General features: G+C 73.1%; 13 protein-coding genes and 1 pseudogene. 5 read left to right on the top strand and 9 right to left on the bottom strand.

Translation table 11 applies throughout. The features are described from left to right. Nucleotides 1–30: 30 nt before the first annotated feature. The 3 genes from ACIQNU_RS37910 to ACIQNU_RS37900 all read left to right on the top strand — a co-directional run bounded on the left by ACIQNU_RS37910 (nt 31) and on the right by ACIQNU_RS37900 (nt 2717). A complete protein-coding gene (locus tag ACIQNU_RS37910) occupies nt 31–552 on the top strand; it encodes an O-acetyl-ADP-ribose deacetylase (RefSeq protein WP_401375440.1) in 522 nt (173 codons plus the stop codon). 116 nt (nt 553–668) lie between these two features. After that, nucleotides 669–2147, top strand: coding sequence for an AlkA N-terminal domain-containing protein (locus ACIQNU_RS37905; protein ID WP_401375512.1), 1479 nt, complete (start codon nt 669–671; stop codon nt 2145–2147). Between the two features lie 60 nt (nt 2148–2207). Next, nucleotides 2208–2717 (top strand): methylated-DNA--[protein]-cysteine S-methyltransferase, encoded by a 510-nt coding sequence (locus ACIQNU_RS37900; protein ID WP_401375438.1) that lies wholly within the window; start codon nt 2208–2210, stop codon nt 2715–2717. Between the two features lie 16 nt (nt 2718–2733). Here the strand turns inward: ACIQNU_RS37900 and ACIQNU_RS37895 are convergent, their stop codons facing one another. Continuing rightward, entirely contained in the window at nt 2734–3459 is a 726-nt protein-coding gene (locus ACIQNU_RS37895; protein ID WP_401375435.1) for an SIR2 family NAD-dependent protein deacylase, read from the bottom strand. A 112-nt stretch (nt 3460–3571) separates the two neighbouring features. Next, nucleotides 3572–4279 carry a TetR/AcrR family transcriptional regulator gene (locus ACIQNU_RS37890; RefSeq protein ID WP_401375432.1) on the bottom strand — a complete coding sequence of 236 codons (708 nt, stop codon included), beginning with the start codon at nt 4277–4279 and terminating at the stop codon, nt 3572–3574. 174 nt (nt 4280–4453) lie between these two features. Between ACIQNU_RS37890 and ACIQNU_RS37885 the strand changes: the two genes are divergently transcribed. Further along, the gene (locus ACIQNU_RS37885; RefSeq protein WP_401375430.1) at nt 4454–5290 is read left to right on the top strand and encodes a patatin-like phospholipase family protein; all 837 of its coding nucleotides are present in this window, start codon (nt 4454–4456) and stop codon (nt 5288–5290) included. A gap of 57 nt (nt 5291–5347) precedes the next feature. On the opposite strand, the gene ACIQNU_RS37880 is transcribed toward ACIQNU_RS37885, so the two are convergent. The 5 genes and pseudogenes from ACIQNU_RS37880 to ACIQNU_RS37860 form a co-directional block, all read right to left on the bottom strand. After that, nucleotides 5348–8737 carry an SAV_2336 N-terminal domain-related protein gene (locus tag ACIQNU_RS37880; protein WP_401375427.1) on the bottom strand — a complete coding sequence of 1130 codons (3390 nt, stop codon included), beginning with the start codon at nt 8735–8737 and terminating at the stop codon, nt 5348–5350. 3 nt (nt 8738–8740) lie between these two features. After that, complete coding sequence (locus ACIQNU_RS37875; RefSeq protein ID WP_401375425.1) at nt 8741–9694, bottom strand: AAA family ATPase; 954 nt, start codon at nt 9692–9694, stop codon at nt 8741–8743. Further along, on the bottom strand, nt 9691–11943 hold the full coding sequence (locus ACIQNU_RS37870; RefSeq protein ID WP_401375423.1) for a trypsin-like peptidase domain-containing protein: 2253 nt from the start codon (nt 11941–11943) through the stop codon (nt 9691–9693). The genes ACIQNU_RS37875 and ACIQNU_RS37870 overlap by 4 nt, the downstream gene beginning before the upstream one ends. 3 nt (nt 11944–11946) lie before the next feature. After that, on the bottom strand, nt 11947–12093 hold the full coding sequence (locus ACIQNU_RS37865; protein ID WP_401375420.1) for a hypothetical protein: 147 nt from the start codon (nt 12091–12093) through the stop codon (nt 11947–11949). 106 nt (nt 12094–12199) lie between these two features. After that, nucleotides 12200–12692, bottom strand: a pseudogene (locus ACIQNU_RS37860) (NUDIX domain-containing protein). A gap of 280 nt (nt 12693–12972) precedes the next feature. Here ACIQNU_RS37860 and ACIQNU_RS37855 point away from each other — a divergent pair. After that, on the top strand, nt 12973–14094 hold the full coding sequence (locus ACIQNU_RS37855; protein WP_401375509.1) for a glycerate kinase: 1122 nt from the start codon (nt 12973–12975) through the stop codon (nt 14092–14094). A gap of 84 nt (nt 14095–14178) precedes the next feature. Here the strand turns inward: ACIQNU_RS37855 and pssA are convergent, their stop codons facing one another. Both pssA and ACIQNU_RS37845 read right to left on the bottom strand, forming a co-directional pair. Beyond that, nucleotides 14179–15003: a CDP-diacylglycerol--serine O-phosphatidyltransferase gene (gene pssA, locus ACIQNU_RS37850; RefSeq protein WP_401375507.1), complete on the bottom strand. Its 825-nt coding sequence runs from the start codon at nt 15001–15003 to the stop codon at nt 14179–14181. A gap of 22 nt (nt 15004–15025) precedes the next feature. Next, entirely contained in the window at nt 15026–15673 is a 648-nt protein-coding gene (locus tag ACIQNU_RS37845; RefSeq protein WP_401375419.1) for a phosphatidylserine decarboxylase, read from the bottom strand. Between the last annotated feature and the right edge of the window lie 129 nt (nt 15674–15802).

Raw genomic sequence — 15802 nt, 5'->3', positions numbered from 1 at the left:
GACCGCTCGCACCCTTCGTACGATGACGGCATGACAGCCATCACCCTCGTCCGGGGCGACATCACCGAGCAGGCGGTCGACGTCGTCGTCAACGCCGCGAACTCCTCCCTGCTCGGCGGCGGAGGCGTGGACGGTGCCATCCACCGGCGCGGCGGCCCGGCGATCCTCGCCGCGTGCCGCGCGCTGCGGGCCGGCCACTACGGCAAGGGACTGCCGACCGGGCGGGCCGTCGCCACCACGGCGGGCCTGCTGCCCGCGGGCCATGTCGTCCACACTGTCGGCCCCGTCTGGTCGCCCACCGACGACCGCTCCGCCCTGCTCGTCTCCTGCTACCGCGAGTCACTGCGCGCCGCCGCCGACCTCGGCGCCCGCACGGTCGCGTTCCCCGCGATCTCCACCGGAATCTTCGGCTGGCCCATGGCCGACGGCGCCCGCACCGCGATCCACACCGTCCGCACCTCCGCCCCGCCCACCATCGAGGAGGTCCGCTTCGTCCTCTTCGACGACCAGGCGTACGAGGCTTTTGCGGCGGCGGTGACGGAGGAGGGCTGAGGGGGCGCCGAAGGGTCGGCGGCCGTCCGGGCAGGCCCTGGCACATGCACCTCTATGTCGGATTCTCGCCAGCCACAGGTGTCCGTATCGCCGATGCTTGAGGCATGCGAAGCGGGATGTACATCGATACCGAGCACTGTGTGCGGGCCGTGCAGTCCAAGGACGCGCGGTTCGACGGGTGGTTCTACACCGCTGTTCTGACCACGCGGATCTACTGCCGTCCGAGCTGCCCCGTCGTGCCGCCCAAGCCGGAGAACATGACGTTCTACCCGAGCGCCGCCGCCTGCCAGCAGGCCGGATTCCGGGCCTGCAAGCGATGCCGGCCCGACACGAGCCCCGGCTCGCCCGAGTGGAACCAGCGTGCCGACCTCGTGGCCCGCGCCATGCGGCTCATCGCCGACGGCCTCGTCGACCGCGAGGGCGTGCCCGGTCTCGCCGCACAGCTCGGCTACAGCACCCGGCAGATCGAACGCCAGCTACTCGCCGAGCTGGGGGCAGGGCCGCTCGCCCTGGCCCGTGCCCAGCGCGCCCAGACCGCGCGGCTCCTCATCGAGACGACCGGGCTGACCATGGCGGAGATCGCCTTCGCGGCCGGTTTCGCCTCGATCCGCACGTTCAACGACACCGTGCGCGAGGTGTTCGCGCTGTCCCCGACCGACCTGCGCGCCCGCGCGCTGCGCACCCGGGCGCCGAAGCCGAGCGCCGCACCCGGCGCGATCACCCTGCGCCTGCCGTTCCGCGCCCCCCTCACCCCCGACAACCTCTTCGGGCACCTGGTGGCGACTGCGGTGCCCGGCGTCGAGGAGTGGCGCGACGGCGCGTACCGTCGCACCCTCCGCCTCCCGTACGGACACGGCGTCGTCGCCCTCACCCCGACCCCCGACCACATCGCGTGCCGGCTCACGCTCACCGACATGCGGGACCTGACCGTCGCCATCAGCCGCTGCCGCCGCATGCTCGACCTGGACGCGGACCCGGTCGCCGTGGACGACCGGCTCCGCACCGACCCGCTGCTCGCGCCGCTCGTCGACAAGGCGCCGGGCCGCCGGGTGCCGCGTACGGTCGACGAGGCCGAGTTCGCGGTACGGGCCGTGCTCGGGCAGCAGGTCTCCACGGCCGCTGCCCGCACCCACGCCGCCCGACTCGTCACCGCCCATGGCGAAGCCGTCGAGGACGCCGAGGGCGGCCTCACCCACGTCTTCCCGGCGCCCGACGCGCTGGCCGCACTCGACCCCGAGGCGCTTGCCCTGCCGCGCAGCCGCCGCACCACCCTCACCACGCTGGTGACGCACCTCGCCGACGGCACTCTGCGGCTCGGCGCCGAGTCCGACTGGAACGAGGCCCGCGCCCGCCTGACCGGACTGCCCGGCTTCGGGCCGTGGACCGTCGAGGTCATCGCGATGCGCGCGCTCGGCGACCCCGACGCGTTCCTCGCCACCGACCTCGGGGTCCGCCGCGCCGCCGAGCACCTGGGGCTTCCGTCCACCCCTGCCGCCCTCACGGCGAGCGCCGCGTCCTGGCGTCCCTGGCGGGCCTACGCGGTCCAGTACCTATGGGCAACTGATGACCACCCGATCAACATCATGCCCGCATAGACCAGTTCAGCGTGGTCCATGCATCTTCAACATGACCCGTACATCATGGAGCGATCCACCATGAATCAATCAACAACTACGAAGCAGCACACCGTCATTGACAGTCCCTATGGACTCCTCACGCTCGTCGCCGACGACGACGGCGTCCTGTGCGGTCTCTACATGACCGATCAACGTCACCGCCCGCCGGAGGAGTCCTTCGGCGACCCCGCCCCCGACCCGGAGCCGTTCGCCGAGACGGTACGGCAGCTCGACGCCTACTTCGCCGGCGACCGTACCGACTTCGACGTGCCGCTGCGGCTGCACGGCACCCCGTTCCAGCGCTCCGTTTGGGAACAGCTCCTGCGCATCCCGTACGGCGAGACCCGCACCTACGGCGATCTCGCGCAGTCGCTCGGAAAGCCTGGCGCCTCGCGCGCGGTCGGGCTCGCCAACGGCAAGAACCCGATCAGCGTCATCGTCCCCTGCCACCGCGTGATCGGCTCGGACGGCAGCCTCACCGGCTACGGCGGCGGGCTGCCCCGCAAGCAGCGCCTGCTGGACTTCGAACGCGGCACCGCCCTGTTCTGAGAACCGGGCGGCGGCGCTACTCCGCCAGCTCCCGCAGCAGCCTCGGCAGCGCCGTCCCGATCGGCTCCCGTACGACCTCGTCGGCGACGGCGTCGTAGGGAGTCGGCTCGGCGTTGACGATGACCAGGCGGGCGCCGTGCTCGGCCGCGAGGCCCGCGAGCCCGGCGGCGGGCTGCACCTGAAGGCTCGTACCGACCGCGAGGAACACCTGGCACGCCTTGGTGATGCCCAGGGCCTCGCCGAGGACGGCGGGGTCGAGCCGTTCACCGAACATCACCGTCGCCGACTTGAGGATCCCGCCGCACTCCCGGCACGGCGGGTCCTCCTCACCGGCCTCGACCCGCGCGAGCGCGTCCTCCATCGGCCCCCGGTCACCGCACTCCGTACAGACCACGGACCGCGCGCTGCCGTGCAGCTCGACCACCTTGCGCGCGGAGAGCCCGGCGCGCTGGTGCAGCCCGTCGACGTTCTGCGTGATCACCCGCACCGGAACCCCGGAGCGCTCCAGCTCGGCGACGGCGTGGTGCGCGGCGTTCGGCTCGGCCTGGAGCGTCCGGTTGCGCCGGCGCATCCGCCACGACCGCCGGCGGATCTCCGGATCACCCATGTAGTACGTGTACGTCACGAGCTTCTCGGCCTCGGGATCACGCCGCCACAGCCCGTTCGGCCCCCGGTAGTCGGGGATGCCGGAGTCCGTGGAGATTCCGGCGCCGCTGAGGATGGCGACGAGTGGCTTGTCCATGGAGCCGAGGGTAGGCCGGGGGCCGCGCGCGGGGCGACCGCATTCCGGCGCCGCACGGGCACCACCGCAGGCACTGCCGCGATAGTGACCTCACCGCACCCTCACCGCGCCCTCACCTCGACGTCGGCGCGGTGTGCGGACCCAGTTCGCGCAGCACCTCACCGAGTTGCCCGGAGGTCAGGGACGGGCGGGGGAGCGACCGGCCGCCGTCGGGCGCGTCGGCGGGACGGGCCCGGAGGCCGTCGAGCAGTACGGCGAGATAGCGCCGCCACGCGTCGGGAACGATCGCCGTCAGCGCCGGGACGGTGCGGCCCAGCGCCGCCAGGAGCAACAGCAGGTCCTCCGTGGTGACATCGGCGCGCAGCGTGCCCTGCGCCTGCGCCCGGCCGATCAGCAGGCCGATCGTCTCCCGGTTGTGCGCGTGCAGCTCCTCCAGCGACACGACCCCTTCGATACCGGTGGTCATCAGGTCGTTGGCTCCCCGGTCGGCCGCGAGTCCCGCGAAGACCTGCTCCAGGTAGCCGGTCAGCGCCTGCCACGCGTCGTCGTGGGACCGGGCCTCGTCGCCCAGGCGCCGGGTCTCGGCCAGTACGTCGTGGAAGGCCGCGTCGACCAGGGCGCCCCGGGTCGGGAAGTGCCGGTACAGCGTGGCGTTGCCGACCCCGGCCCGGCGGGCGATCTCGTCCAGCGACGCGTCGAGTCCGTACGCCGCGAACACGTCCCGGGCGGCGGCCACCAGCGCGTCCCGGTTGCGTCGCGCGTCCCGCCTCAGCGGCGCCGGATCCCCCTCCCGCGCACCGCGCACACCGCGCACCGCCATGGGCGCACCTGCCTCTCGTAGACGTCGCGACCGGGTAACCGTGGACCACTCCCCGGTTGCCATGCTAGCGTCCGGAATGGAACCGGGGAGTTATCCCCGTTTACGGTTCGAAGAGGGATTCCGGAACGTCGGGCATTCCGGAAGGGCATTCCGGTTAGGACGGGGGAGCGGCGGATGGACAAGGCGCTGGTGCTGGGAGGCGGCGGACTGACCGCGTACGCATGGCAGGTCGGCATGCTGGCGGGATACGCCGACGCGGGACTCGACCTCGGGAAGGCCGACCTGCTGGCGGGCACATCGGCCGGCGCGCTGCTCGCCGTCGAACTCGCCAGTGGCGCAGCCCCCGCCGACCTCTGCGCGGCCCAGCTCGGCGGCGAACGGTCCATGCCCGACGTACGGTTCACCCTCGCCATGACCGCGAAGTACCTGTGGGCGGCGCTCGGTTCACGCGACCCGGTGACCGCCGGCAAGCGGTTCGGAAAGCTGGCGCTGGCCGTACGCGGAGTGTCGGAGGACGACGTGTTCGACGTCCTCGGCCCTCAACTGCCCGTCCAGGACTGGCCGGAGCGGGCCGTGCGGCTGTTCGCCGTGGACGCCTTCACGGGCCGGCCGAAGGGGTTCGGCGCGGACGACGGCATCGACCTGCCGCGCGCGATGGTGGCCAGTTGCGCCCTGCCCCCGCTGTTCCCGCCGATCACGGCGGGGGACGGCCGCTGGATGGACGGCGGCGTCCGCTCCACCACCAACGCCGACCTGGTGGACGACTGCCGCCGCGTCGTCGTCCTCGCCCCGATCCCCAAGGGACCGGGCGCCGACCCCGGCGCCGCGGCGCAGGTGGCGTCCCTCGCGAAGGCCGGCGTACGGGCCGCCCTGCTGGTCCCGGACCGCGAGGCCCGCCGCGCCTTCGGCCGCAACCCCCTGGACGCGTCCCGCATCCCCGGCGCCGCCCGCGCGGGCCTGCGCCAGGCCGCCGAGAGCGTCGAACGGATCCGCGCGGTCTGGCACGACTGAGCCGCGTCGCCGGAACCGTCCGCGTTCGGCACTTCCGGCGCATCCGGGTTCCGGGCGTCAGACCGGACCCGTCCGAGGCCCCAACAACACCGCCCCCAACTGCAGATACGCCTGATACGTCTCCGGCGCGAGCCACGACAGCTCCACCGTGCTGCCCATGTGGAGATGGCTGTCCCGGGGTACCGTCACCACCCCCCGGCACCGCGAACTCAAGCCCCGGATACTTCCCTGGTCGAGTGACCAGCCCGCCGCCGGACGGCTGTGGTTGAGGACCACCACGGACTCCGTGACCAGGCCCGGCAGATCCAGTGCGACGAGCCGGTCCATCGCCTGCTGCGCCTGCGCGAGGCCGGCGGGATCCGCGCGGGACACGATCACGATCCGGTCCGCCGACTCCAGTACGGCCGCGGGGAACTTGTCCGTGTCGGTCAGCATGAGATCGAAGTACGGCTGAGTCACCTCCACCACCCGGTCGTACTCGCCGTCCGCGAACTGCCCGGCCGTCGGCGGATGCGACACCGAGTCGTTGGCCAGGACCATCAGACCCGAGCGGTGCTCCGACAGGAAGAGGCGCAGATCCTCGAACCGCTCCACCTCCTCGACCGACCGCGCGAGATCGGAGAGCCGCGCGGGAGTGTCCCGGTAGACCCGGCGGCCGATGTGCACATGGCTGCCCGCGTGCCGGTCCGTGTCGACGGCCAGCACCCGCTCCTGCCGCTGCTCGGCGAGGACCGCGCCGAGCACCATCGTCGTCGTCGTGCACCCGGCCCGGTCCTTCACCCCGACGAACGCGATCCGCAGCGGCCGTTCCAGCGGCGCCCGGATCGTACGGATCCACCGGTCGCGCCGTACGTCCTGCTCGGGCGTCTCCGCCGCGTCCGTGACCGGCGTGTCGTCCTGGGCGTCGTCCCACTCCAGCGCGCCGGGCAGCAGCGCGCCGAACCCCTCCATCACCTCCCGGACCGTCGGCCGCGCCTCCGGTTCCTCGTCGACGCAGCGCAGCAGCAGCTCCCGTACGTGCGGTTCGAGCGACCGCAGCGCGGCATGGTGCTCAAGGGCGTCCCGCTCGTACCAGCGCCAGTGCCGGCCCGTCGCGGCCTGGAGGAGGATCACGCCGAGCGCGTACACATCGCCCGCCGCGATCCGCGACTCGCCCCACGGGGTCACCTCCGGTGCCCGGTAGGGGGAGTTGGTCGGCATGGACAGCGGGGACGCGCTCGACGCGCCGTCGATACGGGCCGACGTCCAACTGATGATGTGCAGCGCCGACTCCGTCACCAGGACCGCGCCCGGCGTCAGTGAACCGTGCACGATGCCCTTGCGATGGCACCGCTCGACCGCGCGCGCCAGGTTCCACCCCAGCCAGGTCAGCAGCGGCGAGGCGTGCAGCGGGCCCGAGACCTCCAGGACCGAGCGCAGGGTGGGCGCGGGCAGCCCGTTGCCGAGGGTGTCCAGGCGCAGCGCGATCCACGGCGTCGCGCCCTGGAGGTCGCTGCCGAGCACGGCCGGCGCGCACACCCCGTCCATGCGGCGCAGCGCGCGCCGCTCCACGTCGAGCAGCTCCCGCGCCATCGGCGAGTCCCACGAGTGCGCGACCCGCAGCAGCGCCCGCTCCCCGTCCGTGGTCTCACCGAGGTACGCGACGGGCCTGCCGCCGGTGCCGTCGCGCATCGTGAGCCGGAACGGGCCCACGGTGTGCAGGTCCTGGAGCCGCACCGGCAGCCACGAGGGCGCCGTGTCCAGCCCCGACGGCAGCAGCACGCCCTCGTACTCGACGGGCTGCTGCGGCGCCGGCACCGACACCATCGGCCGGGCCCCGAGATGGGTGAGGAGCCGGTCCTCCAGCCAGGCGAACGGCCGGGTCCCCGGCATGAGTTCACCCGTACCGGACGGGTGCGCCAGCCAGGCCGGGAAGTCGGGGGAGCGGCCCACCAGGGTGCTCAGCCGCTCGGTGACCGCCCGTGTCGTGCGCAGCAGATCGATCGGTGCCGCCGTGTCGAGCAGGATCTCCTGCGCGTCCTCAGGGAAGCCGAACCGCCGGTGCTGCGCGGGCAGCCGGGCGTCCGCCGTGTCGACCTGCCGCATCAGCCCGCCGAGGAACACCTCCGCGAGATGCGCGGTGTCGGCGCGCCACGGCACCGCGGCCTGCACGAGCCGCATCACCGGCACCGTCAGCGGGGACACCGCGGCGAGATGCGCGGCGAGCCGGTACGCCTGCGGGGACGCCGCGTCCCGGAACCGCAGCACCGCGTCCGGCGCGTTCGGCCCCCGCGTCCCGGCCCGGCGCCTCGCCGTCCGCGCCTCCGGCGCCGTGAGCAGCGGCAGTTCGGTACTGGCTCCGGGCGACGCCACCAGGCGCGCCCAGGCCGCGACCGCCGGGGGATACGGTTCGAGCACGGGCACCGGCACACCCGGAAACCCCTCGCCGAGGCCGGGCGGCAGCAGCGGATCGGCCACCTCCCAGGTGTCGTTGGCCGCGCCGCGCCGCCGCGTGGTCACCAGCCACGGTTCCGAACGGATACCGGAACTCGCCCACATGTGCGCGGGCAGCGCGTGCAGCACCGCCGTCGGACCCTGCCGCGCCCAGCGTTCGAGGGCCGTGTGCATCCGCCCGTCCCGCCAGCACACGCCGACCCCGTCACTGATCACCAGCACCAGCGTCCGCCCCGACGGGTCGGCGACCGACGCGGGCGACAGGAGCGGGGCCATCGGGTCGTACGGCCGCACCCGCAGCCTCGGCGCGCCCGCCGACCGGGTGTCGAGGCCGTGCACCCGGATGTCCCGGAAGGCCCCGAGCCGTTCCAGCATCGCCCGCAGCTCGGTCGCCAGCCGGCGCCACAGCAGCATCGAGATGCCGTCGTCGATGAGCAGCGTCAGATCGAGCCAGCGCTGCCGCGCCGGGCGCAGCACCACATCGGGCAGCCCGGTCTCGGCCATCGCCGTCGCGGTGGCCTCCTCGTCGAACTCCCGCCGCTCCTGGCCCGGATGAGGCTGCTTCAGCACCCGCAGCGCCCGGTTCAGCCGCAGCTCGTCCGTGCCGAGCGCCTTCTCCTCGGGCACCCGCACGGGCAGCGCGCCACCGTTCGGCCGCCTGCGTACGGGCCCGGCCGGATCCGCGAACTCCGGGGCGCTGCGGGCCGCCGCCGCCGCGTGCAGCGCGCCCATGAGCTGGGCGGGCGGCGGAGGCTGGTCCGGTACCCGCCCGGCCGGCTCACCGTCGTCCCCCGCCACGGGACCGCCGTCCGGCGGCAGGTCCCGCCCACCGCGCCGCGCCGTCCCTGGCCGGTGCTCCGAGTCCGGCGCGAGCGCGCCCACCAGCGGCGCGTCCTGGTCGCGCGGCAGCCGGGCCGCGAGCCACAGCGTGTCCAGCAGCTCGTGGACGGACAGCTCCTGGCCGAGCAGCGACCCCAGGGCCGCCAGCGGAGACGGTTCGGCGGGCGACGTCATCCGCTATACCGCTCCGCCGAGCCGGTGCAGCACGGCGTCCAGCAGACCCTCGGCGTCCAGGTTCATCCCGCCCTTGCGCAGGAACACCGCGTTCAGCAGCTGGTCCGTCGCCAGCTCGCCCGGCGCGCGGCGGTTCAGGAACGCGTACAGCAGGTCGTCCACACCGCTCAGCGCCTCCTCACCGAGGTGCGCGGCGACGATGTCCCGCAGCCGCTCCTCGTCCGGGTCCGGCAGATCGAGGCGTACACAGCGGCGCAGGAACGCGGGCGGGAAGTCCCGCTCGCCGTTGCTGGTGATGACGACCACCGGGAACTCACGGCAGCGCACCAGACCCCGTTCCACCACCACCCGCTCACCGTCCGTGCCATGGGTCAGCACGGACACCTCCGCCTGGGTGTCCGGCAGCCGGGACAGCTCCGGGATCTCGAACTCGCCGTCCTCGAACACCGTCAGCAGGTCGTTCGGCAGGTCCACGTCGCCCTTGTCCAGCTCGTCGACCAGCAGCATCCGGGGCCGGTCGCGCGGCACCAGCGCGGTACCGAGCGGACCGAGCCGTACGAAGGTCCCGATGTCGGGTTCCGGGCCGCCCCGCTCCTTCAGCAGATGCGTCTCGCGGAGCCGTCCGATCGCGTCGTACCCGTACAGCGCGTCCTTGAGGACCGAGCGGCTGTTGACCGGCCACTGCAGGACCGGGCCGAGGGCGAGTTCGTGCGCGATGGCGTGCGCGAGGGACGACTTGCCGGTGCCGGGGTGCCCGGTGACCAGCAGCGGGCGCCGCAGATGCAGCGCGGCGCTCACCACGTCGGCCTCCGTACGGCCGATCAGATACGGCCGGTGCCGGGCGCGCCGGCCGGGCTCCGTACCGCCGAACTGCCGCCAGGGCGGCGCGGCGGGGAACTCCAACGGCCGGACCTCGCGATCACCCCGGAACAGCCGCCACCCGTCGTTCTCCGTCATATCGCCTGCTCCGTTTCTTCCGAGAGGCCGGCTTCTTCCGAGGGGTCGGCGAGGCTCAGCGCGTCGGGCAGCGGCAGCTCCGCGTCCTCCCACACCAGCGCGGGACGTGCGGGCATCGCCTGGTCCACATAGGCACGCACCCGGAAGTGGCGTACCCGCTCGGGCAGTTCGTCCACCGGACCGTCCGGCTGTGTGGCGTCGAGGTGTACGGCGTCGGAGGGACCGTGCGCCGCTCGGTCCCACAGCACGATCGGGACGCCCATGGCCAGACAGAAACGCAGCAACTGGGCCCGGCGCGCGGGCGTCCCGTGCACGATGACGCGCGCGGTACCCCGATGGGTTGTCTTGAGCAGCCGGATCAGCTCCATCTCGTCGCCGATGCGCTGGTCGGCGACGAGCGCGTCGCTCTGCTGCCGGGCGTTCCACCGCCGCTTCAGATCACCCGTGACCCCGCGCGAGCGGCGGCGGATGTCCGGGCAGCGCAGCACCAGATGGAAGTCCTCACCGAGCGGCGCGGCCGGCAGGTACTCGTCGGCGCTCGCGCCGTCCCACTCGTCGACCGGCAGATCGAGCGCGTCCGGGCTCACCGACACCGCGACCAGCGCGACCTGGTCACCTGCGCCCTCTGCGCTCCCCGCGATGTCACGGACGAGGCGGGCGATCTCCGGTCCCGTACGCGGCCGTTCGGGATCGGCCGACGTCCGCGCCGCCGTGCCGTCGGCCCGCACCCGCCACACGGAACAGCGGTAGCGGTCGGCGGGGTCCTTCGCGTACCGCCCGATGTCCACCAGGACCCGCACCCCGGCCGTCGTGGCGCGCGCGGACCAGCGGGCGGCATCCGCGCGCCGCTCCCCGAGCGCCGACGCGTGGATCCCTAGGCGCGCCGCGACCCGGCCGCTCCACTCCTGGAGCGCCTGCGCCGCATAGCCCTCGGTCTCGGCGGCGACATATTCGGCGACCCGCAGGAGCGCGGGCAGCCGGGGCGTCTCGTCGGGCACGGGCGAGCCGTCGCCGTGCCAGTTCTCCAGCTCCCGCAGGACACCGGGCACGGCCTGCGGCGCGAGGCGGGCCGCCTGGAGCGAGCCCGGCAGGTCCACATAGGGCAGCGCGGCGGTCGCGGCCCGTGGCAGCAGCCCCGGGTCCTGCCGCGTGAGGTGCTCCAACTTGCCGAGCAGTACGCGGTGTTCGGCGACCGAGAGGAGGCGGGCCGCCGTGGTGAGCCGGCCCAGGGCCAGCAGCCGGTCGAGTGCGGTACGGGCCCTCGGGTCGCCGGTCACCGTGGGCGCCAGGGACTCCGCGAGGGACGGCAACGCGCGCTCGGTCGTGCACAGCAGCCGCGCCAGCTCCTCGACGGCCGGCGCGGTCCCGTCGGCCGGGGTCCGCAGATCGAGTTCGGCGGCGAGCGCGGTGGCATGGGCTCCCCGTACGGTCGGATCGCCGAGCAGCGCCTGCAACGGGCCGATCATCATGTCCCGTATCGACTCGTCACCGCCGGGCCCGCCCGCCCCCCGGCCGTCCGCCGCCCGCCCGTCCGCCGGGAGCCCGTCGGGCGCGGCCCCCACGTGCTCCAGCTCGCGGCGCACCTGCTGCCAGGTGATGCCCCAGCTGCGGCGCAGGGTGTGCTGCGGCGAGAACACCGCGTCGGGCGCGGTGATCCGGCCCATCACCAGGCCGACGGCGGCCGATTCGGTGAGCGACCACAGGGGTCCGCCGCTGTACCCGTCGTCGACGGCGGCGCCCGACAACTGGCCGTCGAGATAGCCGATCCGGTCGTCGCACGGCCCGACCCGCACATCCGCGTACGAGAACGCCTGACCGCCCCCGTACCAGGCCCGCACCTCCTGCCCCGTCCGCATCGCGCGCCACCGGACGGGTGTGACCGGCGGCGGGGGCTCCTCGTCCAGCTCCAGTACGGCGAGGTCGCCGGCCCACTCCAGGGCGTCGTCGCCGACCGGGCCCTGATGCAGTACGGAGCGCGGCGGCACCCAGGCCGCGAGGCGGGCACCGCGCGCGGGGGCACCGTTCAGCGCGGGGAACGACACGGTGAGCGAGACCGGCCCCGGGTCGCGAGGGCTGAGCATTGGCTGCCCCAGGGCCGCGTTGACGACATGGGCGCAGGTGAGGAGGCGGCGTCCGGTGAGGCAGACACCCGCGCCGGCCGTCCGCCGCAGATCCGTGGCGAGCACCCGTACCAGCGCGCCACGGGCGTCGGCGGATCCGTCGTCGCAGGACGCCTTGAACCAGGTCACCCGTCAGCTCCGGCGGGTCCGGGGGAGCTGCCAGGTCGCCGAGAGGGTCGGGAGGAGTGCGGTGATCCGCGGCGTGCCCGGGGGCGCCGGCTCCAGGCGGACCTGTGAACCGTCGTCCAGGGTGAATTCCATGTACTCGTAGTGCGGCACAGGATCATTGTGCCGATCAACAGTGTGTACGGGCAGGAGAGTTGAGCAAGTCGAACACGGCATTCCGTCTGGACGGTCAATGATTGACCAGTGTCGTCAATGGTGATCAATGCACGGGTTCGCCGTCCTCCAACTCGACGGTGCCGGCGCCGGAGTCCAGGACGTCGAGTGCGGCGAGGACACGGCGGCCGAGGACGCCCGGCAGCAGCTCCATGAGACCGTCCCGGGGCACGAGCCGCCACGACAGCAACTCCTCCTCCTGCAACCGGATCGACTTCAACTGGTCGGCATCGAGCACCCCGCCGTCGTACAGATAGGACACCAGCGGCGGAACACCCGCCGCCCGCACCCAGTCCATCGCGAGAAGCCGCCCCGGCGGGATGTCCAGGCCGATCTCCTCGGCGGTCTCGCGGCGCGCGCCCTGGCGCGGTGTTCTCACCGTCGTCGGACTCGACGGTGCCGCCCGGCAGCGTCCAGCCGTCGCGGTAGTTGGGCTCGACGAGCAGCACATGCCCTTCGGCGTCCCGGAAGAGGCATGCGGCCCCGACGAGGACGCGGGGGAGTCCGGCGATGTACGTGGCGAAGTCCTGGGTGGTCACGAGGGAAGGGTAACCAGGGAAGGAAGGGTAACCAGGGAAGGGTGACCAGGGCCGGGGGGTGATCACCCCGCTTTGATCGATCATTTCGCCCTCGATGGTGGGCAGGGGACCCTTCCTCCGGTTATGGTCGCAGCGGCGCGACTGCCTTGACGCAAGCAAGGCCCGGAAGCAAGGGGAATCCAAGGTGGCGGACGCTTCGGTGACACAGCCTTCGACGAAGCCGTCGGCGGCGACCACGGCGACCACGGCGACGGCCGGGCAGACGCGGCCCGTGGACCGCGTGCTCATCGCCGCGGACAAATTCAAGGGATCTCTCACGGCCGTGCAGGTCGCCGAGCGGGTCACGGCAGGACTGCTCCGTGTCGCGCCGCACGTACGCGTGGAGGCCCTGCCGGTGGCCGACGGCGGCGACGGCACGGTGGACGCGGCGGTCGCCGCCGGATTCGAGCGCCGCGAGGTACGGGTCACGGGCCCGCTCGGCACCGGGACCACGGCGGCGTACGCGCTGCGCGGTGACACGGCCGTCGTGGAGATGGCCGAGGCGTCCGGACTGCAACTCCTGCCCGAGGGCGAGTTCGCACCGCTGACGGCCACGACGTACGGGTCCGGGGAGCTGCTGCGGGCCGCGCTCGACGCCGGTGCCCGCACCCTCGTGTTCGGGGTCGGCGGCAGCGCGACGACGGACGGCGGCGCGGGCATGCTCGCCGCGCTCGGGGCACGGTTCCTCGACGCGGACGGCGCACCCGTCGCTCCGGGCGGCGGCCCCCTGAGCACCCTCGCCACCGCCGACCTGTCCGGCATCGACCCGCGCTTCGCCGAGGTCGACCTGGTGCTCGCGAGCGACGTCGACAATCCGCTCACCGGCCCGAAGGGCGCGCCCGCGGTGTACGGACCGCAGAAGGGCGCCACACCGGACGACGTGGCGGCGCTGGACGCGGCGCTCGCCCATTTCGCCCGGGTCCTGGAGAAGTCGGCCGGCTCCCGGGCGGCGGAGTGCGCACAGGCGCCGGGCGCCGGGGCGGCGGGCGGCATTGGGTACGGGGCGCTGGTGGGGCTCGGGGCGCGGTTCCGGCCCGGTATCGAGGTGATGCTCGATGTGCTCGGCTTCGCGCCCGCGCTGGAGCGGGCCTCGCTGGTGATCACCGGTGAGGGGTCGCTGGACGAGCAGACCCTGCACGGGAAGGCCCCCGCCGGGGTGGCGGCGGCGGCCCGCGCCGGAGGCAAGGAGGTCGTGGCCGTCTGCGGCCGGCTCGCCCTGGCACCGGAGGCGCTGGGCCGCGCGGGAATCCGCCGCGCCTACGCCCTCACGGACGTGGAACCGGACGTCTCCCGCTGCATCGCGAACGCGGGCCCCCTCCTGGAGCAGGTGGCGGAACGTATCGCCACGGACTTCCTGATCTGAGGTCGCCGACACGACAGAACAGGACCGGGTGTGTCCAAGCCTCCGAAGGCTCGGACACACCCGGTCCGGTAGTGCAGGGCCCGTCTACCGCCCGTCGGGGCAGGCTCGGGCCTCGCGTCGGTTGTCGCGGAAATTGTTGACCCGGCGGGCCGTCGCGAAGAGCGGGATGACGGCGCCGAGGACGAGTTGCAGGGCGCAGCCCGTCTGGAGCAGGAGCTGACCGCCCGGCGCGTCGAACGCCCACGCCGCGAGCAGTCCCATGCTCAGCACGATCCACGAGAGCATCGCCACCGCGAGCCGGCCCCGGGGCTTGGGGTACTCGACCCGGCTGACCATCAGCCACGCGGTGCCGACGATCGCGAGCAGCGTCGCCACGAACGGCAGTTCGAGCAGCACGATCGATACGACGGTCAGCGCGCCGAACGGGCTCGGCATGCCCTGGAACATGCCGTCCTTCACGGCCACGCAGGAGAACCGCGCAAGCCGCAGCACCACCGCCAGCAGCACCACGATCGCTCCGACCGCGGCCACTTTCTGGTACGCGTCGTCCGCGACCATCCCGTAGACAAGAACGAAGTACGCGGGTGCCAGACCGAAGCTGATCAGGTCCGACAGATTGTCCAGCTCGGCGCCCATCGGCGAGGACCGCAGCTTGCGGGCCACGAGTCCGTCGAAGAGGTCGAAGACCGCGGCGCAGAGCATGAGGATCACGGCGGTGGCGGCGGAGTGCCGGGCCATGCCCGACTCGTCGCTGCCGGTGAGGTGCGGGATCAGGATCCCGGTGGTGGTGAAGTACACCGCCATGAAGCCGCAGGTGGCGTTGCCGAGTGTCAGGGTGTCCGCTATCGACAGACGCAGGGAGAGGGGCATCTCCTCCGCGTCGTCGTCGACCTCGTCCGCCTCGGGCACCCAGCCGGCCTGTGTCTCCGGATCAATCACGGTCAATGCGAGTCACCCCAGCCACGGTCTTCTGGCCTACCTCGACCGCGACGTCCACACCTTCGGGGAGGTAGATGTCGACGCGCGAGCCGAAGCGGATCAGACCGATCCGGTCACCCTGCTCCACCTTGGTGCCCTGCGGAATGTACGGCACGATCCGGCGCGCGACCGCTCCCGCGATCTGCACCATCTCGATGTCGCCCAGCTCGGTGTCGAAGTGCCAGACAACGCGTTCGTTGTTCTCGCTCTCCTTGTTGAATGCCGGTACGAACCCGCCGGGGATGTGTTCGACCGAGGTGACCTCGCCGGAGAGCGGGGCGCGGTTCACATGGACGTTCAGCGGGCTCATGAAGATCGCGACGCGGGTGCGTCCGTCCTTCCACGGCATGATGCTCTGCACCACGCCGTCGGCCGGAGAGATGACCCGGCCCTGGGAGATCTGGCGCTCGGGGTCGCGGAAGAACCACAGCATGCCCGCCGCGAGCGCGGTGGCGGGTACGGCGACGACGGCCGCACCGCGCGAGCGGCGGGACCTGACCAGGCTCAGGGCGGCGGTGGCGACGGTCGGCAGGAGCCAGGGAGATGCTCCGCGCGCGATGCGGACCCGGCCGCGAGATGCAGAGGTTTGGCTGTCGGGCATGGATGACCTTCGTAGCGGATGATGCCGCGCTAGGACGGGGGACGGCGGCTTTCCGGCGATCGTATCGGTTGCGAGGCACAACTCGGCAAGCCAGGAAGCCGAGTCGACGGCCGAAGGGTGCCGGCCGGG

This window comes from Streptomyces sp. NPDC091292, assembly GCF_044757265.1.
In the GTDB taxonomy this organism is placed as follows: Bacteria; Actinomycetota; Actinomycetes; order Streptomycetales; family Streptomycetaceae; genus Streptomyces.
This window is presented reverse-complemented; position numbering and strand designations above follow the sequence as displayed.